The sequence below is a fragment of the Ruoffia sp. FAM 20857 genome (assembly GCF_045528645.1).
In the GTDB taxonomy this organism is placed as follows: domain Bacteria; phylum Bacillota; class Bacilli; order Lactobacillales; family Aerococcaceae; genus Ruoffia; species Ruoffia halotolerans.
Genome location: NZ_JBGQRB010000015.1, coordinates 1 through 21162, shown reverse-complemented (window position 1 = coordinate 21162; position 21162 = coordinate 1). Strand labels below are relative to the sequence as shown.

The following is a 21162-nucleotide window of genomic DNA, read 5'->3' as shown; positions in this document are numbered from 1 at the left end:
TGTAAAAGGAGTTCAAAATTGATTGATGATAGCGCTTTATGATATATTTAAATTAAGATAACGATGATGGAAATAATGGAAGAGAGGGATGTCTATGGCAAGAGGAGGAGGCCGCGGAGGTGGCGGCGGTGGTCGCAGCGGTGGCTTCGGTGGGTCTCGTGGTGGCGGTGGTCGCAGTAGTTCTGGTGGACGCGGTGGCGGGTCATTCGGTGGTAGTCGTGGCGGAGGCTCTTGGGGTGGTGGCGGTTCTTGGGGCGGCGGAGGTTACAATTCTCGTCCAGTCATTCGAACCGGACCAATCTTTAACTCATGGGGTTCTCGTCGTAGAAGAAGTTCCTTTGGTGGTGGTCCTTCTGGAGGCGGAGGTGGCGGTGGCTGTTCAAGCACACTCATCTCAATGATCATTATTGGTGTGATTATCATGTTCATATTACCAATGATATTTGGTGGTATGGGTGGGAGTTCGAATAATAATTCATCCAGCTCTGAAACTTCTGTAACGCGCTCAACCGTTGAACGTGAGCCACTACCAGCAGGTTCAGTCAATGAAACGGATTATTACACCGATGACGCTAACTGGGTTGAAAACCAAACCGTTATGAATGATGGATTACGTCATTTCTATGAAAAAACAGGTGTTCAGCCTCACGTCTATATTACAACTGAAATTAATGGTTCAAACAATGCTTCAATGTCGGAAGTAGAGGTATATACCAATGAACTTTACGATGAATTATTCACCGATGAAGCTCACTTATTGTTAATGTTTTATGAAGGAACACCAAGCAATTACACGACTTATTATGTCACGGGTTCCCAAGCCGACCAAGTTATTGATAGAGAAGCAGCAGACATATTACTAGATTACATTGATCGAAATTACTATGACATGAGCCTTAACACTTCCGAGTTCTTTAGTAAGTCATTCCGAGATGCAGCTGACCGAATTATGGACGTAACAACCTCACCTTGGATACCTGTCCTACTAGTAATAGGTGGCGTGATTCTCGTTGGAATCCTCTTCTTATGGTGGCGTAAACGTAAGCAACAAGAAGCGATTGAAGCCAAACGTACCGAAGATATGTTGAGTAAACCGATTGACACTTTCGGAACAAGTTCTGAAGCAGACGATTTAGCAAAAAAATACGAAGACAAATAATATACAATTTGGAGGAATTACATTATGGCTATACTAAATAGATTTAAAGACATTATCAGTGCAAATATCAACTCAATTATTGACCGCATGGAAGATCCTGAGAAAATGATCGACCAATACTTACGTGACATGTTAGAAGACTTAGCTGAAGTAAAAGAAAGTACCGCAAGTGTGATGGCTGAAGAAACTCGCAGCAAACGTAAAGTCGATGAGAACGAAGCAGAAGTGAAGAAATTCGAAGAATTAGCTAAGAAAGCTTTAGAAGCTAACAACGAAGCTGACGCACGTATCTTCTTATCTAAGAAACAAGAAGTTGAAAATGTCGGTGCCGGTTACGCAACAGCTTACGCTGCAGCTCATGAAAATGCCGTTAAAATGCGTCAAATGCATGATAAGCTTGCTAAAGATATCGACACATTAAAACAACGTCGTGCGATGATTAAAGGTAAAATGTCAGTGGCAAATACTCAAAAAACAATTAATGATGCCACAGGTAACATCACTCAATCTGAGAATGCAATTGGAAACTTCGAAAGAATGGAAGATAAAGCGAACCGTATGCTAGACGAAGCAAATGCTATGTCAGAATTAAATACGGAACCGATTGACGAAGCTAAAGCTTTAGAAGAAAAATACGCTTCAAATACTTCAGCTGCTGTTGAAGATGAATTATCTCGTCTTAAACAACAAATGGGTCTAGATTCAACAGATACAGATGCTTAAAATTAAAATTAAACGCCCTTCTTTCAGTGACAAGCACTGAAAGAAGGGCGTTTCTTTTACATACTTATATAGACTGTAATACTTCCGAAACGAGCCAAGCCCACACTCCTACAGTGAACACTGCAGTAATTGGAACCCAAAACTGAAATTTACGGTGCTTAGTTTTATGTCTAAATAAGCGCATGCCTAGAAAGGCACCCAGTCCTCCTAAAAGAAAACTCGCTTGTAGTAATTTTCTTTCTGAAATTCGGTATTGCCCAGTTCGTGAATATTGTTTATCACGGTAGTAAAGATGACACGTGTACACATTCATTAAACCAATAAATAAGATGACGATCATCTCTATCATTCTAATATACTCTTGCATTTATTCACTCTTTCTATTGTAACTTAGCCTTGACTCAACATATCTTGAGCTGCTTTTTTATAATCTTCACTTCCAGACGATTCCGCAAACTCCGCAATCGTAATGGCTTGCGTTGATAGAACTTCAATAATATGCTCTTTCATCTTTGGCCAAGTATATCCGCCCGCTGCCTTATATTCCTGAATTAAATTTTCCAACTCAGCCTCTCCAAACAATAAGTAATGCGCTGTAAAGTCATTGGAAACATCCATATGCTTCGCCTCAGTCCAGTCAATAATTCCGATGACTTTTGAATTGGAATCAATCAACATATGACCTGGATACAAATCACCATGAATAAAGCCGGTCTCTTTTGGCCACAAGTCGTCTTGACTTAACCAAGCTTCCCACCGCTCTAAAAGCGATTCATGAACCGAATAGTTTTCCTTCACACGATTTATTCGCTGGCGCATCATCTCTTGTAACTGATCTTTTGAGTCTACTCGCAAGCCCGCTTCTGCCACTTTTTCTTTGGAAATGCTGTGAATTTCTACCATTGCTTTAGCTAGGCTCTTTGTAAATTCAGCTGGCGCTTGATTCACATCAAAAACCCAACTTGTCTCTTGAGTTACCGAATCAGTCGTGACAGCCGGCTGCCCTTCCAGTGACTTATAGGCAATTAACTCTTCTGTAAAAACTTCCCAATTTGGGACTTGGATCGACTTTGTATTTTCATTGACGAGTTCTAATATTTTCTTTTCGGCTTGCGCTTTTAGAAAAACGTCTCTTCGTCTTGGCACGCGTAATATCCACTCTTGCCCATTGATATCTTCGGCGATCACAACTTTAAAATCTAAGCCAATATTTACGTCTTGTAAGGTCTCCTCTTTTAATTGGATGCCATTTTTCTTAGCTAATTCAATCATGTCATCACCCTTTCGTTGACCCTCTATAATAACTGCTTCAAATCTTGTCCTCAAATTATAACTTAGTCAGTAGCGAATACCAAATGCCCTCTATGCTATATTATAATATAAAATGTAAGATCGGAGGACTTTTCATGGTCGCAAAATTATCAAAAGACTTAATCTATGAAATACTTTCCGTCGTTGACGAGATTCCTAAAGGAAAAGTCGCTTCGTACGGACAAATTGCTAACCTCATTGACCGCCCAAAAAACGCTCGCCTCGTCGGAAAAGTACTCAGCCAGGCTAGTTACTACGGCGCTTACCCTTGCCATCGTGTGGTGAATCATGCGGGGAGACTCGCCCCAACTTTCCCTAACCAAAAGGACTTGTTACTTGATGAAGGCGTTGAATTTAAAAAACCATCACATGTGGATATGAAAAATTTCCAGTGGGATATGTGATTTCGCCTTAACTTTAGACAAACGGCGATTCTATTTGGCTTGAGTTCGATCAACTAAGGACGAACCGCAGTTCCATTTGTCCTGAGTTCGGGCAACTAAAGACAAATGGCGATTTCATTTGGCTTGAGTTTGCTAAACTAAAGACAAACGGCAATTCCATTTGGCTTGAGTTTGGGCAACTAAAGACAAACGGCGATGTCATTTGGCTTGAGTTTGGGCAGCTAAAGACAAACAGCGATGTCATTTGGCTTGAATTCACTCAAATGATTATATTTTCTATTTATTAGAAGCGCGGTTACTTTTAACTTGATCAATAAGAGCTTGAATTGACTCAATCCCGAATTCATCCATTCTTGCTGGTAAGTCACGAATAATTTCTGGACAAACCATCGGATTATTGTAGTTCTCTGTTCCTATTTGAACGGCTGTGGCACCCGCCATATACATTTCTAACACGTCATCAACCGTCTTGATGCCGCCAATACCAATAATCGGTATAGTCACGGCATTCGCAACTTGATAGACCATTCTTAAGGCAACGTGTTTGAGTGCGGTACCTGATAACCCCCCTGTGATCCCACCTAAGATAGGCTGGCCAGTCGTTAAGTCAAAGGCCATACTTGTTATCGTATTAATCATTGAGATGGCGTCGGCTCCCGCTGCCTCTACCGCTTGGGCAATTTCTACAATATCTGTTACGTTGGGCGTTAGCTTCACATAGATAGGTAGACTGGTCACAGCTTTACAAGCTTTAGTTAAGCGAGCGGCCACTTCTGGATTCGTACCAAAAGCTACACCACCTTCTTTAACATTCGGGCAGGAGATATTTAATTCAATTGCTTTGACATTGGGTGCTGTAGAAATCTGACGGCACATTTCGATGTAATCTTCTTCGGTAGACCCTGCGACACTCGCAATGATTGGTACATCAAAGCCTTCAAGGTAAGGCAATTTCTCAGATAGAACGGCTTCGACGCCTGGATTCTTTAATCCTACAGAGTTCAGTACATCCTTGTCTCTATGCACATATTGTGGTGCAGGATTACCCACACGTTCTTCAAGCGTTGTACTTTTAGTAATTAAGGCACCTAATAAACCTAAGTCATAGTGTTTTGCAAAACTCTCCCCGAAACCAAAGCAACCTGAAGCTGGCATAATAGGGTTCTTCAATTCAATACCTGGAAGATTTACTTTTAGTCTGTTCATTATATTCTCTCCTTAAATTTCAAGTGCGTTATACACTATCTCACCATCAACTAGAGTTAAAGCACACATACCTTTGACTTTATAGCCATTAAAAGGCGTATTAGCAGCTTTAGATAAATAATCATCCGAGTTAATCACATACTCTTTTTCTAAATCAAAAACAGCAATATCTGCAACACCACCCACTTTCAATTCACCCATAGGTAAGTTAAAGAGTCGGGCTGGCAGGTGACTCATGCGATCAATTAGAAATTCTAAAGTCATCAAATTCTTTTCAACAAAGTGAGTATACATTAAAGCAAAGGACGTCTCGATACCCACTATTCCAAATGGAGCATCAATAAATCCACCAGACTTTTCTTCCATAGTATGGGGCGCATGGTCAGTCGCAATAAAGTCGATCGTTCCATCAGCTAGTCCTTCAATTAATGCGCGTTGATCTTCTTTGCCACGTAATGGTGGATTCATCTTGAAGATAGCGTCATCACTTGGTATATCCATCTCATTAAGTATTAGATGATGTGGTGTCACCTCGGCAGTAACATTCACTCCTTGTCGCTTACCTTCTCGAATGGCCTCGACAGATTCTTTCGAAGAGACGTGACAAACATGATAATGGACGCCAGTTTCTTTAGCAATGAGAATGTCACGAGCAATCTGGCTGCTTTCTACAATTCCCATAATCCCTGGCAAACCCAATTCTTTATTGCGAATACCTTCATGCATGACCCCACCGTAAAGTAGACTCTCGTCTTCAGTGTGGGCGACGATGGGTTTGTCAAGACTCGCAGCTAACTTCATCGCTTCATACATAATTCCAGCTGTTTGAACGCCCACCCCATCATTAGTGAATGCGAAAGCATCAATGGCTGCCATATCAACTAATTTATCTGTCCGTAATTCCTCAGTAATGGGTGCATATTGAAAAGTCTTAACAACTGAATCACGCTCGATCATATCCTGAATAGCTTGGTATTTCTCAGGTGTATCTGGAACAGGATTGGTGTTAGGCATCGCGCAAACAGTTGTAACACCGCCACGAGCTGAGGCTTTGGATCCACTCAAGATAGTCTCTTTATCAGTGAAACCTGGTTCTCTAAAGTGAACGTGAATATCAACTAAACCATTTGTGATGAGTTTTCCTTTTAAATCAATCACTTGCTCACCCTCCAAGTCATGCCCTAATTCAACAATCACTCCTTCTTCAATTGCGATATCAATAGACTCTAATTCATTATCTTTTACCACTCTTTGACCATTCTTTAATATTAGTTTCATTCTACTCTCCCTTTTAAGACCCACTCTAGAATTGCCATACGTGCATAGACCCCGTTGGACATTTGAGTAACAATTCGACTTTGTGCACATTCCACTAATTCATCCGCCAACTCAACATCACGGTTCACTGGTGCTGGATGCATAATAATGGCTGTATCCTTCATTGTTCGGTGACGTTGACGAGTTAATCCATACATAGCATGATAGTCTTCTTTTGCGTAATGCATATCCTCTGATCCGTGGCGCTCCAATTGAACACGAAGCATCATCACCACATCTGCCTCCGCTACTGCTTCATCCACTGTTTTAAACGTTCCGTACTGCTCAAAGCTTATGTCAAAGTAATCATTCGGCCCAGCAAAGATAACGTCAGCCCCTAACTGATTAAGCAATGTCATATTACTCATGGCAACGCGTGAATGAACTATATCTCCAATTATCGCAACTTTTAACCCTTTAAAATCACCAAACTCTTCATAAATAGTCATAATATCTAATAAAGATTGCGACGGATGCTGTCCGTTACCACTACCCGCATTAATAATTTGAATCTTTAAGTTCATAAGTTGGTCCATATAATTTCGATCTGGGTGGCGAATGACAGCTACATCTACCCCTATCGCTTGCATAGTTAGAACAGAATCATATAAACTCTCACCTTTATTGACTGACGAACTTCCGACATCAAAATTAATTTGAAGCATGCCTAACTTATGCTCAGCCACCTCAAAACTATGCTTAGTCCGGGTACTATTCTCAAAAAACATATTCACCACTGTTGCATCACTCTGATATGTTCTACGACCTTCCTTAAAGTCGATAGCAGTCTTCAATAAATTTAATAACCCTTCATTATCAAATTGCTCTACAGATAAAAAATTTCTCACAATCATCTTCCTCCTAACAAAAAAGCGCCTTTAATCTTCGAGACTAAACGCACCTAAATAAGGATAGTTTCGCTTATGATCTCTCGGATCTATTTAAAGTCAAAAACTGATTAATAATTTATGATATTGTGACAGCATCCTTGCCATCTATTTCTTTGATTTGAACTCGCACACGTTCTTGTTTAGATGTAGGAATATTTTTCCCAACATAGTCTGGGCGAATTGGTAATTCACGGTGTCCTCGGTCTACTAATATAGCCAAAGATATTTCGGCAGGGCGTCCTCGATCCATACAGGCATCCATTGCCGCACGAATCGATCTGCCTGTATAGAGCACATCATCAACTAAGATGACTTTTTTACCTGATAGATCACTAGAATTTTCTGGTCTCTGGTCGGTATACTTCATATCATCGCGGTAGGCTTCGATATTCATTGACTCAACTAGCACGGGGCCTTCGATCTCAGCAATTTTTTTACCTAGGCGTTCAGCCAGAGGTGCCCCGCGCGTCGCAATCCCCATAAGGACAATATCTTCAATACCTTTGTGATGTTCAATAATTTCATAAGCTAGTCGGGTCAGAGCACGTTTCATTTCCATCTCATTCATTACAACTTTTTCCATTGTTTACCTCCTTGATAAAGAAAAGACCTCTCCTTAACCGCGGGCATGCGAAAGAAGAGGTCTCTAAAGAAAGAGTTTCCGACTGTACTTACCTTCTTCGTCTCACAGGACGCCAATTAAAGGATACTTATTAAGCTAAATTATATACGATATTTTTTATTAAGCAACTGTAAAAATTAGACTTATTCAATTAAATTTATATATAAGTTTGTATTTTGTTACTAAGAACTTTTTAATAATCAAGATATAAAGCCATTTTTGTCAGTTTATTTGAAATAAAATGATAAATAAACAGTTTGATAAAATTACTTTAATTTTATGATTAATTTTTAAATCTTAATTCTCTAGGATTTTTGATAATATAAAAGTCAATGAACAAAGAGTAGTACACATATTTTATTATTTTTTACTATTCTCTAATAAATTTCTGATCCGATTCAGGCACACCGTCTTCATCACTCACATAGCGTTCAACTTTCATAGTGAGGTCGTATTTTTCGCGCAAGTCTGTAATTTCTTGCACCATTGAAGAGGCGTGATGTCGGTCAATGGCTGCTTGATCGGTCCAACTATCAATTAATAGAATGGTCGTTTTGTCCTCTAATGGCGCAAAGTATTCATACTTTAAATTCCCTTCAGCGCTTCGGATTCTTTCAACAACACCTTTTGACATCATCTCTTTCGCAAATTTTAGAGCATTGCCTTCCTTGCCTGTGTAATAAATATTAATTGTAATTGTCATGCAACTTTATCCTTCTTGTGCAATATCTTGTATTAGTGGTTTCAGCCAGTCTTCGAGATTGTTTAATTCAAAACCTTCAGCTTCAATCTTATCTGAACGCAAGTATTGGTCGTAAACGGTGCTAAATGGTGATTCATGTGTCCGGTCATTCGTATATTCAACCTTCACTTCTTTACCAGTCATCTCTTCTAACCAAGCTATAAAAGTTTCGACAGTGATTGCGTTGCGTGAACTAATATTATAGATGCCTTCTTTTTGGTTCTCAATCGCCCACACAATCGACTCTGCTGCTTTCGTTCCTTTGACGTAGTTTACTTTATTCTTTGGATCCATAAAGTAAACAACTTCGTCATTCATTACTTTCTCAACATAAAAGTGCAGTCGCTCAGTATAATCATCTAAATCTAGGACAATTGGGAAGCGGAATGCTGTGAGCTTAAACGGTGCCTCAGTAAATAATACTTGTTCAACTTGCCTTTTCCCTTCGCCATAATTTACTTCGATATTTGGGTCAATATGATAAGTTAAAGGATCAAAGTCTGCTTCAGAGTAGCCATCAATATCCCCATTGTAAACCGCCATAGACGAAGTAAAGTAAAGATGATCAATAGAATCCTTGAATTTATCCATAATAATTCGCGCATCATCTGCCGTATAACAAATATTGTCAAAGACTGCATCCCAATTCTGTTCAGTCACTTCAGCCCATCCTTCGTGGCTCGCATCGCGCGCATCTAAAGTAATGTGCATAGCTTTACCTTCAAAGGGATTTGGTTTATTTCCACGTGTTGCAATCGTCACGTCATGACCGTTATCTAATAATTGTTGTACTGCCTTCATTCCAAAGTAATTAGTTCCACCTAATACTAATAATTTCATTTTGTACCTGCCTTCTTTAATTTTCCATTAGTTTTTGATAAATCTTTTCGTATGTTTTTCCATTTCGAACAGTCATTTGCTTATAACATGGAAACTTCACTAAGTATCTTGCATACGCCGTCTTTTTGTAATTGGCTTCGTCGTATTTCCCCCAATAAACTGCTAACTCACCAAAATGAATTTCTTCATTCCCTAAACTCATACTTGCTACTTCTTCTTTAAAAGCGTCTCGGTCTACAGCTTCTGTATAAAATAAAACATCTCGACGAGCAAATTCCTTATTCCACCACGCCGGTAAATTTAAGTAATCTGCTTTGTAAGCTTCAGCGCTAATAATAATTGAAAGTAAATCAAAATCCTATGCCTCTTTTAAATGAATTTGAACTTTTTCTCTAATCGAATTGATATCTTCATCGCTATTAAAGAAAAGATTCCCGCTAATGATATAGGAAATCACTTGGGTAAATCCAAGCGCTTCTAGGTTTTCTCTTAGTTACGCCATCACCACTCGATTCTTACCACCAACATTGATTCCTCTGAGTAATAGTACATGGTGCATAGTTTGGACTCCTGTTTACATAATTTTTTGAATTAATTTTAGGGCCCAATCTTTATAGGGCGGGTAGCGTAATTTAATATCAAACAAGTCAGTCTTCTCAATCACGCTTTTTGGATGTGAGAAGGTTTCGAGACTATATCTGCCGTGATATTGCCCCATCCCACTCGCGCCAACTCCCCCAAATGGGAGGTTGTAATTACTTTGATGAATCAGCGTGTCATTTATCGTTGCGCCACCAAAAGATAGATTTTTTATTATATACTCTTTCAAAGCTTTATCCTGCGTAAATAAATATAAAGCAAGCGGTTTGTCTTTCGAACGAATAAATTCTACTGCTTGACTCACTTCTCTATAAGTTAATATCGGTAATATCGGACCAAAGATCTCTTCTTGCATTAATTCTGTATCGAGTTCCGGTTCCAAGACTAACGTGGGTTCAATAGTTAGCATCTCTTTATTACTGCCTCCGCCATAAATAACACTTTGATTTTTCATTAATTTCTTCACACGCTTGAAGTGTCTTTTATTAATCATCTTAGAATAATCTGAATTCTCTAAAGGTTTCTTCGTGTAATATTCTTCAATGACTTCAATGAGGGCGCTGATCAAGTCATCACGAATCACTTCATCAACGAGAAGGTAATCGGGCGCGATGCAAGTCTGACCAGCATTGGTAAATTTCCCCCAAACAATCCGTTGGGCTGCATGCTTGATATTGGTCTCTTTTGCAACAATAACTGGACTTTTCCCACCTAGTTCTAGAGTTACTGGCGTTAAAGTCTGACTCGCTGTCTCCATAATTGCTTTTCCAACTTGAGTACTTCCAGTAAAGAAACAATAATCGACGCCTTCTTTTAGCAATTGCTGAGATACTTTTCCATCACCTTGCTCAACTGCAACATATTCACGTGCGAACACTGATTCAATAATTTGTTGAATTACCCTAGCTGTATATGGTGCCAATTCGGAAGGCTTTAATACGACACAATTCCCTGCCGCAATCGCCCCAACAAGTGGTACGAAACTTAGCTGAATAGGAAAATTCCATGGTGCAATAATTAAGACACGCCCATATGGTTCTTGATATATGTGGCTTTTAGAATAAAAATGCGCCAGAGACGTTGGAACGCGTTTGGGTTTAGCCCAATCTTTTACATGTTTAATCATATAATCAATTTCACCATAGACCGAGCCTAACTCTGTCACATAACTTTCAAATACGGGTTTATTTAAATCCTTTTTCAGCGCATCATAAATCAAAACATCATGCGCCTTAATTGCCTCTTTTAATCGTTTTAATTGTCTAATTCTAAATTTCACATCCAAGGTTATGCCACTTCTTAAAAATATTTCTTGTTCTGCTTTAACTTGCATCATGAAACGCCCCCTTCAGGTAAAAGTATATCATTGACCGAAATTAACCTCCAAACATGTGAGTGGATTGTTTGAAAATAAATAAAAACCCTTCTAGAGATCTTGCCTGTAAAAAGATTTATCAAAATAATTTCGTTAATGGCAGCTTATTCATCATGGTAATAGAGTATATTGACTACTTTAATCGCATAATCTGAAGAGACTATCGCGTCTCCTTGTATATGTCCTGTTGCCACGACTTGAGCAAAGACTCTGACTGAAAACTTGCTGATGTCATTAATGGACTGTTGGTCTAGCTTGTTAGCGAGAAAGCCTGTCTGACACAGTTGATGCGCACTTTACTTGCTTCTGTGATGATACTGTCTTTTAAACTCTCATCTTCGATATAAATGTATTCGAGAAAGTTCTGGGCATTTTGGCTGGCCCATGTTGCTAAAGATTTTTGAGGTATTTCTCAAGTAATTCCTCTAACTCAAGTCTTAAGTCAGCTGAGTCTTGATACAGAATATTATCTTCTAGTGATCTCAATAATTTTTTCATTCTAAATGATTGTTCAGTTGATGATAACTTTAAAATATCCCGAGTTGATCGAACTTTACCAGTAACTTCGATGACATTTTTTTCGATAAAAGTTTTATTGTATTTTGAATAATATGATTTTCCATCGATAAATTTTTAAAGCTTCAATTTGATTGGAGGTTTACTTCGTTGTACGTTTATCCGTTTCAATACGAATGAATTCAGGTAAGTAATTTGGTGTACATCCTTTTGAAACAAAATCACCTTTGTATAATTCTGTCTCCTCACCTAGAGAAACACAACGGTCGCGCAAGGTTTCATCATAAACTCCAATCCAACCTGCAGTAAAATTCATCGCCCACTGAACTTCTGGCTCTTCGTCCATAATTCTTTCTTCGATATCTTCTAGCAACGCTTCAGTATCATCCGTCATATTCTTTCCTGTCCAGCGTAGACGCCCTTGATAACTCCAGAAAGCGCGGCGTTGCAGAACAATCGAACTGTCTTTCCAAGATTCTAAGATGGCTTTTTCTCGCTTAGTTTTTGTTAAGTGATTTGTCATTAACCAGTCCATTAAATTATTACGCTCATCATAAGTATGTATTGCCATATCTAGACATAGAGCATCCAAGACTTCTTCTGAAAGTTCTTTTTTATCCATAATGAGGATGGCTAAAAGTCTTGGCTTAAACTCTTCACTCTCCCATAATTCTAGTGCTAAATCATGATCTTTTTTTATTTCTTTGGCTATTTTTCTTAAGTCGCCTAGTTTCGTATCCGGCTTTATTTCAGCTAGTAATTCTTTAGCTTTAGTTGTCATAATTCGACTCCTTTGTATTTGAATTCTTTACTCTCGCGAATTAATTATATCATATTCAAAACCAACTCATTTAAAATGTGAACTTGAGACAAATGTGTGTGTCATTTGGCTTGAGTTGGGTAAACGAAAGACAAACGGAGATTCCATTTAGCGCAAGATGAGCAATCTTAAGACAAACAGCAACTCCATTTGGCGCGAGTTTAGCAATCTTAAGCCATATGAAATTTGGTTTGGCATCAGATTCAGCATTTTGAATTTAACAAAAAATTTTCCATCAAAAAACGCCTTCCAAAAGCGAGTCGGACTCTACTTTTGGAAAGCGATAAATGTTTAATTATTTAATGTATTTAGATTCTAAGCCTTCAGCTTCAAGATATTCTCTTAAAGGTACTAATTCTTCAGCTTCATATCTTTCTTTGTATGCTTTGATTTCTTCAGCACTGTATAATTTAGAGTCCAGTTTTAAAGTTTCTACTGGGATTGGACGGTCTTGAGTAATTTTACAATCAATGACAACTGTACGGCCTTGTTTGTATTGTTCTACTGCTTCTTTCATAACGCTGTCCATATCTTCGATACGTGAAACTGTTAGACCAACAGCTCCTTGAGCTTCAGCAATCATAGCGTAGTCAACATCAGTAAAGTCAACACCGAAGATGTTTTTGTTAGTATCTTCATATTTGTTTTTAATGAAGGCATATTCAGTGTTAGCGAATACTACGTTAATAACTGGCATGTTATAACGAACGTTTGTTACTACATCTGGATATGTCATTGAGAACGCACCGTCACCGATGATGTTCCAAACTTGACGATCTGGATAAGTATTTTTCGCACCGATACCACCTGGAATTGCAATCCCCATTGTTGCGAATAATGGAGACGTACGCCACATATTCTTAGGAGTTAAGTTTAGGTGACGGATAGATGTTTGAGTTGAGTTACCAACATCAATTGAGTAAATAGCATCTTCGTCAGCGTGTTTATTAATAGCGTTATATACTTGATAGAATTGAAGAGGTCCTTCTTCTTTAGTTTCTAATTTGTTGATATATTGACGCCAGTTTTCGATATTTTTAAGGTTAGCATTCCACCATGCAGATCCTTCAACAGCATCTACTTTATCTAAGATCGCGTTCACAGCTTCACCAGCATCACCAAGGATAGCTACATCAGCTTTATGACGTTTACCTATCATAGTTGGATCGATATCGATTTGGATGAAGTTTTCAATGTTTCTGAAAGTTCCTTCAACTTCTGCGAATGGGAAGTTTGATCCAGCAAATAATACTGTATCTGCTTCTAAGATTGTTTCGTTCGCAGGTTTCCAACCAACACGGTAAGTTGATCCAGCTAAAGCTTCGAAGTCATATTCGAATGTTTCAAAGTTTTTACCAGTTGTAATTACTGGTGCTTTGATTTTACGAGCTAATTCTTGAACAGCTGGTCCGTGTCCCATAGTACCAATACCTGCATAGATTACAGGACGTTTAGATTTGTTTAATAATGCAACTGCTTCATCAATATCTTTATCGTTGATTGCTGATGGAACGTGGTGACGGTAGCTTGATCCTGAAGAATAGAATGCGTCTTCAGCGATTTCTTCAAAACCAAAGTTAGCTGGAACTTCTAATACAGCTACTCCACGTTTAGAAATTGCAGTTCTTGCAGCTTCGTCAATTAATTTAGGTAATTGCTCTGCATAAGCCACACGTTTGTTAAATACAGCAATATGATCATACATTGGATTTTGATTTAATTCTTGGAAGGCATCCAAATTTAATTCTCTTTGAGGACGAGATCCTAAAATCGCTACAACTGGAATATTATCCATAGCCGCATCGTAAAGACCGTTAATTAAATGCGATGCACCTGGTCCACCAGATCCAACAGTTACACCTAATTTTCCACCGAATTTCCGCTGCATCACTGCAGCCATAGCTCCAACTTCTTCGTGTTTAACTTGTAAGAACTTAATGTTGTTCTCTTCGTCTCCCATCGCGTCCATTAATGAGCTTAATGTTCCTGATGGAATACCATAGATGGTATCAACGCCCCATCCTTCTAATACTTTCAATACGGCCAAGCCGATTTTAATTTTTCTTCCTGACATTCAAAAAATCCTCCCAAAATATAATTATTTCTAACGTTATGATAATACCACTTCTCTAGAATAATTTAAACTATATTATGGATTAAATATTCATATTAAGTGATAAACTTTACCTATAATCACGTATAATATAGCCATAATCGCTATTATAACGCGCTTCGTTGGGGTTTTACCTTATATATATATACCCCATTCAGTTAAATAAAAACAGAAAAAAACACTTTGTCGAAAAGGTTTTATTTAAAATCAGCAAAAAATATGTGCTTGAACACTCATTTATTTGACTGTGTCTACATCTTAATGGTTATATTTATGGATTATACTGTCTGAACTTTCGTCAGTAATCTCCATAAAGGCGGATCATGTTTCAATCGATATGGTAAGTGGTTTGCCTTTGCTCTGCCACTCGTTGGACTATTTGATGTATTAGAGAATATCGTTTCATTCTTTCTGACTGCTAATCCAGTCTCTTTTTCCGACTGGTTAGTATTCACCGATTCAACATTAGCTGTGATTAAATTTGTTTTTTTGGAGATCGCAGTCATCTGGCTTGTACTCTCAATCATCGCGTTAGTAGGTAGTTATTTATACAGAAAATTATTTAATCCTGCCAAAACATCAGCGTAGCTGGAAGCTGGCTGCATTGGATAATTTACCTATTTCTTGTAAATTATTTATCTTAGTAACTAAAATTGCAGACCACTCATTACAAGTGTTTGAGAAGCAATTTGACAGTTTTCTACGAGAATTAGCTCATCGAGTGAATATGAGTGACGCAGCCATCAGTAAGCAAATGACTAAACTAAGCGAACATGGCTTGCTAGATATATACGTGAATCCAGCGAATAACCGCCATAATCAAATTCGCTTGACCGATGGGTGCACTCGGATATTAAATGACTGCACCCAAGTTCTAGATAAATTAGTAAAAGACCATTAGGATAAAGTTGACATTGACACCACTCAATTTGAAGGACAGATAATGGATCTCATTTCAACGTTTTATGAATAATATAATGACTCAGTAATCTTGGTAGTATTAACCAAGTTACCCCAAATACGATTCCGATTAATAAACCCATCAAAATTCCATTGTTCCGTCTACGATTATTATCATTTTCTTTCATCTTAACTACTCTGGTAATTCCATATTTTCTGTTACATCAATGGGAGTTAGTAATAGTCTAATAATACTGATTATTTTACATTGGCTTTGTCAATAAAATCATTCCTTCAACAGCCGTGTTCAATAAATCAACCTGTATATTTTTGCTTGAGTTCCCTTTGAAATCTGTGCATAGGCAGGAAATGTTGAGCATGTATGCATTGTAAAACTATTTTTTCTCCTTTATTTTTATACAATATCAGTTATTAACTAGTTTTAATCATATCCTACACAAGTTTTATGCTTCTGAAGACCTTGCATTAAATAATAATTTGCAAAGACTACCATTTTATTTATTGCAATTAGCTTTTTCAAGCTAGTGATACATCCTACGCTTCTTGTTTATCCGTATGTTTTATGTTAGAATCTAATATACAATTTGAAATCACAACTTATCCAGAGTAAGCAGAGGGTATTGGCCCGATGAAGCTTCAGCAACCTACCATTGGCAAGGTGCTAAATCCAACTCGAAAGAGGAAGATGAGTCTAACCCAGTTATTTGGCGCGACGAATCTCGTTGTGCTTTTTTAAATTGAATAAATAACTAGGAGTGGTTGTCTTGTTACCAGAAAAGAATATTAGTTTTGAGGAGTTCATAGAGGGATTGAATGAGTTACAAATTATGCCTCAATTTAGATTTCGACGGAGCCAATCTGGAGATTTAGATGAACATGATTTGATTTTTCTAGTTTGTACGAAAGGCTCAAAAAAAGGTGCACACATAGGTCGAACATGTCTTTGCTGCATCGGGTCTGCTAGTATTAATGACTATGAAAGCTTTAAAGACAGTATGAGTTCGAATGATTATGATACTCTCTTGACCCTTTTGTTTAACTTCACATATACTGACTTGAGATACAAAGCAATTAACTAGTAATTTTATAAAGCACAAAATGAAGAGAGTCACAGACCATGCCTTATTTGCATAGTGTTGTGACTCTCTTTATTGTATTATTTCAGTTTTATCGCCTGTTTTTTTCAATCTACACTAATATAGCTAAACAATAAATGATTCAAATAGGCTTCAAAATCCCTGTTAGCTCATCTAATGTTTTCGGTGGGTTAACAAGAATTTCACGGGCCTTATCCATATCACCTTTCACATTATATGTTAAAATTCCTGTTGGTTTACCTTTAAAAAGATAATAAACAATATAACCACCGGCAACTTCTTCAATAATCGCATCATCACGGTTTCGACTCATTTCACCAACACCTTCAATAGAAATATCTAAGACATCCGTATAAGAAAGTGGCGCACCATGATTATAAACTTCTTCAGCGCCCGTCATGTTTCGTCCCGCTACTTTCCCAGAAAACTCCGCTTGCTCTTCATGTTCAAAACGATTACGTCCTATGATTACATCTGGATAATTCAACACATCTCCTGCTGCATAGATATGTTTGTTGGAAGTTTGCAAATACTTGTCAGCAATAACACCATTACCCACTTCTAAGCCAGCTGCTTCTGCTAACTCAACATTTGGCTTTAATCCAATTCCTAAAACAAGAATATCCGCTTTCAATACAGCGCCATTCTCTAATGTAAGACTCACTTGATCGTCTGCTACACTGTAACTATTAGCATAAGTATTGTTTATCAAAGAAACGCCAATATCTACAAAGCGCTGATGAAACTTTTCAGCTAGCATTCGTGGTAGTCGTTTTTCATTTAATATTTCATTAGGAAAAACAAGCGTCACATCCATATCATTCAGCTTTAGACCTGCTGCAAGTTCTGCTCCAACCCAGCCTCCTCCAACGATAATGACTTTGCTCCTAGGTTTGGCTAATTGTCGGAGGTTTCGGTAATCTTCTAAGTTTCTTAAAGCTAGGACACGCTCACTTTCCAGCCCATCAATCCACTTTGGAGCACCACCCAGTGCATAAAGCAATTTTTCGTATTGATAGATTTCTCCACTCTCAATCTCAATCGTTTGTTGATCGGCATTAATTTGCTTAACAGTTGTCCCAGTTAAGAAATCAATCGATTCATCATCCGAAATGTTATAATATATCGTTTCTTTTGGATAGTCTGGCTCTGTCCAAAATTCTTTACTTAATGGAGGACGATAGTAGGGTTTGTCATTTTCTTGTGTGACTATCAACAATGTCCCTTCACGGTCATACTTACGAATTTCCATTGCGGCATTGGCACCAGCCATCCCGCCACCTAATATTATATATTTATATGAATGTTGCATAAATCATGCCTCCCTTTTTCTCTTCCTACATATATTACCAAAATTCTTCTTAAATGTTGTTGTATATGCTATATTTCATATTATCTCTCGAATTATATCTATGATTGTCTCAGTCATTCAAGTATAACCTATTAATAAAATATCAGCTTACTTATTGCCCATTTAGAGAAAAAGAAAGCTGCGATCCATAATCGTTAAAAATATACATAAAAGTGAGACACAAAACGATGCTAATGATATTGCATCGTTCTGTGCCTCTTTAATATTTCGGTTGTGTTATATGTATCTAAGTTCAACCTTAAATACTTTAATGGTATATTCTACTATCCGTGAAGCTGCTTAAAATTCTATGCAATCAGTGACCAAAGATGTTGAATCGTACCATTCTCTAACAGAATAAAAATACCCAAGCCGATGAAAACGACTGGTACGATGACTTTTTCGTAACGCTCAACTACTTCACCAATCATAGGAACCGAAGCCAATCGTTTAGATAAATAACATAAGCTAAAAATCCCAATGATAAAAACAAGGATCACAACCATGACTTCCTGGAAGGACATTCCAGTAAAGTAAGGAATATAAATTCCCAAATTATCTCCGCCAAGGGCAATGGTCAGAGCAACCACACTCGCAACTTCTGACTGTCTATGCGACATCTTTTCTTCCAAGTCCTTTTCATCTACATCTTCATCGATGAAGATAGCCCGAATCCCTAGAATCAAAGGAAGTAAACCAAGTAACCCGATCACCCAATCTTGTGGAATAAAGTTCAGGAAGTACGCTGCAATGAGACTAAAGCCAACGAGCAACCCCGTTCCAATATATTGGCCAATATAAATTGATCGTTGTTTACCAGTATTCATGGTAGAGAAAAGAATCGTTAAAACAACCAAATAATCGATGGACGTAGAGATAAAAACTAACATTGAAGATATAATTATTTCCATAAGCCTCCCCTTTCAATATGTTTATTAGAATTGGTGGTTTTCACACAAACACATCAACTTGGCCAAAGCCAAGGGGGAATGTTTAATAAATTGCTTCATATAAAACATCCAACTTTCATATTTTTTTCACATGACTCATATGCTTTCTAAACCAACGTTTATGAAGTCACTTTGTTCCCTCATGAATTATACCATTAAACATACAATGTTTCAGCCACTCAGCTTGCTCATTCTGCTTGTCTTCTTGGGAAATCCGTGCATGGGCGGAACATCTACTTCTTCTGTCGCTAACGCTCTTTCACAAGTAGTGTTACCGCTTCAACATGGGACGAGTTGATAGAATTGATGTATTTGCGATTTTTGGTGAAATGGTCGTATGCGGTAACATGTCGACTATTTCGTACGTTCGTGGGAACAGGTCAAAAGTAAATATTATCGAATTCTAACTCTTAATTGAATAGTATTTCTTATTTTATTGTAAAGTTTAATTCCCTCTATATGTTCAATCACCATAGACACGCAATAATCCTGAGTATAATTTAGATCATTAATCCATTTATTTGAATTAATTATAACAAGTGTAAAGGACGAAGTAGGTATATTTTGAGGTTCCCTCTTATACTCTTTTATACCTTTTTGATGGCATCCTTTTTTACGAGTATCGATTCCCGGATTTATAACTATTTCATATTTTTTATCAATCACATTTGCAAGTTGTTCCTCATCACTTAAATCTACTTCAGCAAATTGATTTACAAGAATATCAGAGTCTAACGCATGGAATAATTTAAATTCCAATTGATTTCCTAAATAACTATCTCCGCGAGTCATTTTTATTAGTGGATTGAATGTTAGCGCCACTGGCACCCTTTTATGACCTTTGGCTTCGAAAAAAAGCTTTGGAACATCAACAGAATAGACTTGAATCTTGTTTAATCCAATTGTAGCTTCATCCAATAAAACTACTCTATTATCAAAGGACGCTATAGCATACTCATAGTTTGGTAAACCGTAACCTAATGAGTTAAAATGAAACTTCTTCTTATCGGTATTAGTCCCTTTAACATTTTTAATTTCAGGTAATCTAGTTGATTGTAACAATAGGTTTTTCAACAAATTAGCAGATCCATTTGGATATTTATTTGCAATTTTCCCAAGTATATTTGTCACCATAGGTGCTGAAAAACTAGAACCCACATAATGTGTAAATAATCTTTCCATTAGTAAGTTTGACAATAAAGATAGCTTACCACTCATAGTTTCTTTAATGTTTCCACCGCTTTCTCGTAATATCATGTTACCACCATCGTGAACATCTTCTGGTTTTAATATATTATTAATACCCGGATCAACTCGTGTAAAAGAAGATGGCTCATTTTCATCAGCTATCGGTGTCCATAATTCTTTTTTATGAAAGTCTAGTGATTGCTCCATAATATTAATTTCATGAGCTACTGAACCTACTGTAATAGAAAGAGCAGAAAGATAACGCAGAGATCGACTACTACAAACACTACAAAAAAATAAAAAATGTTGCAGTAGACATAAAGTCACTTTACCTAAAAAGGAACCGAAGTATATTAAAGAAAAAGTTGCTCAAGGATGGCCACTAGTCGTCATCAGTGGATGGGCAAGTTTTAGCTTTTACAGTGGATGGCGAAGACTCCGCTGGGCGCCCACTCTATACTCTGACCTCCGACAGTGACGTAATCAGCGACAATAACCTCAGCGTTTTAATTCGCAATGGGGCTAGTTTGATTGAGGCGCGCAACAACGCCTACTGGTCTCACACTTGGCTAGCCATTGCTTACTTCATCGGCTTGTTTACAATCGGTGTGCTAATCCTGTTCAACCTTGACTCTCTTTCCACATGGACTGTTGGACTGTACATTAAAGGTGCCGAGCCTGGGCCAATGATTAAGATTGGCTTCGCCGTCTCAGCATTGACACTGATTATTGTTGGCTTTATGTTTATGTTTATTACCTTTACCGAAATAGGCTAGTTAGTGTGTGCTCCCCCCCAGGCCGAAGCATGTGGGGAGTTTCTTTGTATTGACCGTCACAAACTCATTGAGAGTCACTTAGCAAGTTTCCTGATTAATATTTATGAAATTAACGGTTCTTGAATTTTTGGTGTTGGTGAGAGAAATCTCACTGACACCTTTTTTTGTATGTACACAAAAGCCAGTGAATTCCTATATAATAAAGTTACCATACATTACTAAAAGGAGAATTCACTTGGCT

The 21162-nt window shown here is 37.8% G+C and carries 22 protein-coding genes, 1 pseudogene and 1 riboswitch; of the genes and pseudogenes, 5 read left to right on the top strand and 18 right to left on the bottom strand.

All coding sequences use genetic code 11. From position 1 onward, the window contains the following. The first annotated feature begins 94 nt into the window (after positions 1-94). A complete protein-coding gene (locus ACEN4N_RS04990; protein WP_407089524.1) occupies positions 95-1159 on the top strand; it encodes a hypothetical protein in 1065 nt (354 codons plus the stop codon). Positions 1160-1183: 24 nt separating this feature from the next. Further along, positions 1184-1882 carry a PspA/IM30 family protein gene (locus ACEN4N_RS04985; protein ID WP_407093805.1) on the top strand — a complete coding sequence of 233 codons (699 nt, stop codon included), beginning with the start codon at positions 1184-1186 and terminating at the stop codon, positions 1880-1882. A 64-nt stretch (positions 1883-1946) separates the two neighbouring features. On the opposite strand, the gene ACEN4N_RS04980 is transcribed toward ACEN4N_RS04985, so the two are convergent. Continuing rightward, positions 1947-2249: a DUF1294 domain-containing protein gene (locus ACEN4N_RS04980; protein ID WP_407093804.1), complete on the bottom strand. Its 303-nt coding sequence runs from the start codon at positions 2247-2249 to the stop codon at positions 1947-1949. Between the two features lie 23 nt (positions 2250-2272). Continuing rightward, a complete protein-coding gene (locus tag ACEN4N_RS04975; RefSeq protein WP_407093803.1) occupies positions 2273-3154 on the bottom strand; it encodes a macrolide 2'-phosphotransferase in 882 nt (293 codons plus the stop codon). Positions 3155-3288: 134 nt separating this feature from the next. Between ACEN4N_RS04975 and ACEN4N_RS04970 the strand changes: the two genes are divergently transcribed. Further along, entirely contained in the window at positions 3289-3597 is a 309-nt protein-coding gene (locus ACEN4N_RS04970; RefSeq protein WP_407093802.1) for an MGMT family protein, read from the top strand. A 276-nt stretch (positions 3598-3873) separates the two neighbouring features. Here ACEN4N_RS04970 and ACEN4N_RS04965 read toward each other — a convergent pair whose 3' ends face one another. From ACEN4N_RS04965 to ACEN4N_RS04905, 13 genes and pseudogenes are all read right to left on the bottom strand, one after another. Beyond that, entirely contained in the window at positions 3874-4803 is a 930-nt protein-coding gene (locus tag ACEN4N_RS04965) for a dihydroorotate dehydrogenase (RefSeq protein WP_407093801.1), read from the bottom strand. Positions 4804-4815: 12 nt separating this feature from the next. Then, the gene (locus ACEN4N_RS04960) at positions 4816-6081 is read right to left on the bottom strand and encodes a dihydroorotase (protein ID WP_407093800.1); all 1266 of its coding nucleotides are present in this window, start codon (positions 6079-6081) and stop codon (positions 4816-4818) included. After that, the gene (locus tag ACEN4N_RS04955) at positions 6078-6974 is read right to left on the bottom strand and encodes an aspartate carbamoyltransferase catalytic subunit (protein WP_407093799.1); all 897 of its coding nucleotides are present in this window, start codon (positions 6972-6974) and stop codon (positions 6078-6080) included. Before ACEN4N_RS04955 ends, ACEN4N_RS04960 begins: the two co-directional genes overlap by 4 nt. A gap of 112 nt (positions 6975-7086) precedes the next feature. After that, a complete protein-coding gene (pyrR, locus tag ACEN4N_RS04950) occupies positions 7087-7593 on the bottom strand; it encodes a bifunctional pyr operon transcriptional regulator/uracil phosphoribosyltransferase PyrR (RefSeq protein ID WP_407093798.1) in 507 nt (168 codons plus the stop codon). A 409-nt stretch (positions 7594-8002) separates the two neighbouring features. Next, positions 8003-8335 (bottom strand): putative quinol monooxygenase, encoded by a 333-nt coding sequence (locus ACEN4N_RS04945; protein WP_407093797.1) that lies wholly within the window; start codon positions 8333-8335, stop codon positions 8003-8005. A gap of 6 nt (positions 8336-8341) precedes the next feature. Then, positions 8342-9214 (bottom strand): hypothetical protein, encoded by an 873-nt coding sequence (locus ACEN4N_RS04940; protein ID WP_407093796.1) that lies wholly within the window; start codon positions 9212-9214, stop codon positions 8342-8344. Positions 9215-9230: 16 nt separating this feature from the next. Then, complete coding sequence (locus ACEN4N_RS04935; RefSeq protein WP_407093795.1) at positions 9231-9416, bottom strand: hypothetical protein; 186 nt, start codon at positions 9414-9416, stop codon at positions 9231-9233. Positions 9417-9572: 156 nt separating this feature from the next. Then, positions 9573-9773: pseudogene (locus ACEN4N_RS04930) on the bottom strand (DUF1697 domain-containing protein). A gap of 15 nt (positions 9774-9788) precedes the next feature. Further along, positions 9789-11150: an aldehyde dehydrogenase gene (locus ACEN4N_RS04925; RefSeq protein ID WP_407093794.1), complete on the bottom strand. Its 1362-nt coding sequence runs from the start codon at positions 11148-11150 to the stop codon at positions 9789-9791. Between the two features lie 143 nt (positions 11151-11293). After that, positions 11294-11473 (bottom strand): putative immunity protein, encoded by a 180-nt coding sequence (locus ACEN4N_RS04920; RefSeq protein ID WP_407093815.1) that lies wholly within the window; start codon positions 11471-11473, stop codon positions 11294-11296. Between the two features lie 374 nt (positions 11474-11847). Further along, on the bottom strand, positions 11848-12486 hold the full coding sequence (locus tag ACEN4N_RS04915) for a DNA alkylation repair protein (RefSeq protein ID WP_407093793.1): 639 nt from the start codon (positions 12484-12486) through the stop codon (positions 11848-11850). A gap of 334 nt (positions 12487-12820) precedes the next feature. Continuing rightward, on the bottom strand, positions 12821-14599 hold the full coding sequence (spxB, locus tag ACEN4N_RS04910; protein WP_407093792.1) for a pyruvate oxidase: 1779 nt from the start codon (positions 14597-14599) through the stop codon (positions 12821-12823). A 317-nt stretch (positions 14600-14916) separates the two neighbouring features. Further along, positions 14917-15165: a hypothetical protein gene (locus tag ACEN4N_RS04905; RefSeq protein ID WP_407089493.1), complete on the bottom strand. Its 249-nt coding sequence runs from the start codon at positions 15163-15165 to the stop codon at positions 14917-14919. A gap of 77 nt (positions 15166-15242) precedes the next feature. On the opposite strand from ACEN4N_RS04905, the gene ACEN4N_RS04900 reads away from it, so the two are divergent. After that, a complete protein-coding gene (locus ACEN4N_RS04900) occupies positions 15243-15539 on the top strand; it encodes a hypothetical protein (RefSeq protein ID WP_407093791.1) in 297 nt (98 codons plus the stop codon). Between the two features lie 614 nt (positions 15540-16153). After that, positions 16154-16251, top strand: a riboswitch (SAM riboswitch). 526 nt (positions 16252-16777) lie between these two features. On the opposite strand, the gene ACEN4N_RS04895 is transcribed toward ACEN4N_RS04900, so the two are convergent. The 3 genes from ACEN4N_RS04895 to ACEN4N_RS04885 form a co-directional block, all read right to left on the bottom strand. After that, the gene (locus ACEN4N_RS04895; RefSeq protein ID WP_407093790.1) at positions 16778-17968 is read right to left on the bottom strand and encodes an NAD(P)/FAD-dependent oxidoreductase; all 1191 of its coding nucleotides are present in this window, start codon (positions 17966-17968) and stop codon (positions 16778-16780) included. A gap of 347 nt (positions 17969-18315) precedes the next feature. Further along, entirely contained in the window at positions 18316-18918 is a 603-nt protein-coding gene (locus tag ACEN4N_RS04890) for a CadD family cadmium resistance transporter (RefSeq protein ID WP_407089491.1), read from the bottom strand. 432 nt (positions 18919-19350) lie between these two features. Next, on the bottom strand, positions 19351-20472 hold the full coding sequence (locus ACEN4N_RS04885) for a S8 family serine peptidase (RefSeq protein ID WP_407093789.1): 1122 nt from the start codon (positions 20470-20472) through the stop codon (positions 19351-19353). Between the two features lie 68 nt (positions 20473-20540). Here ACEN4N_RS04885 and ACEN4N_RS04880 point away from each other — a divergent pair, with 68 nt between their 5' ends. Further along, the gene (locus ACEN4N_RS04880) at positions 20541-20921 is read left to right on the top strand and encodes a hypothetical protein (protein WP_407093788.1); all 381 of its coding nucleotides are present in this window, start codon (positions 20541-20543) and stop codon (positions 20919-20921) included. Positions 20922-21162 lie beyond the last annotated feature (241 nt).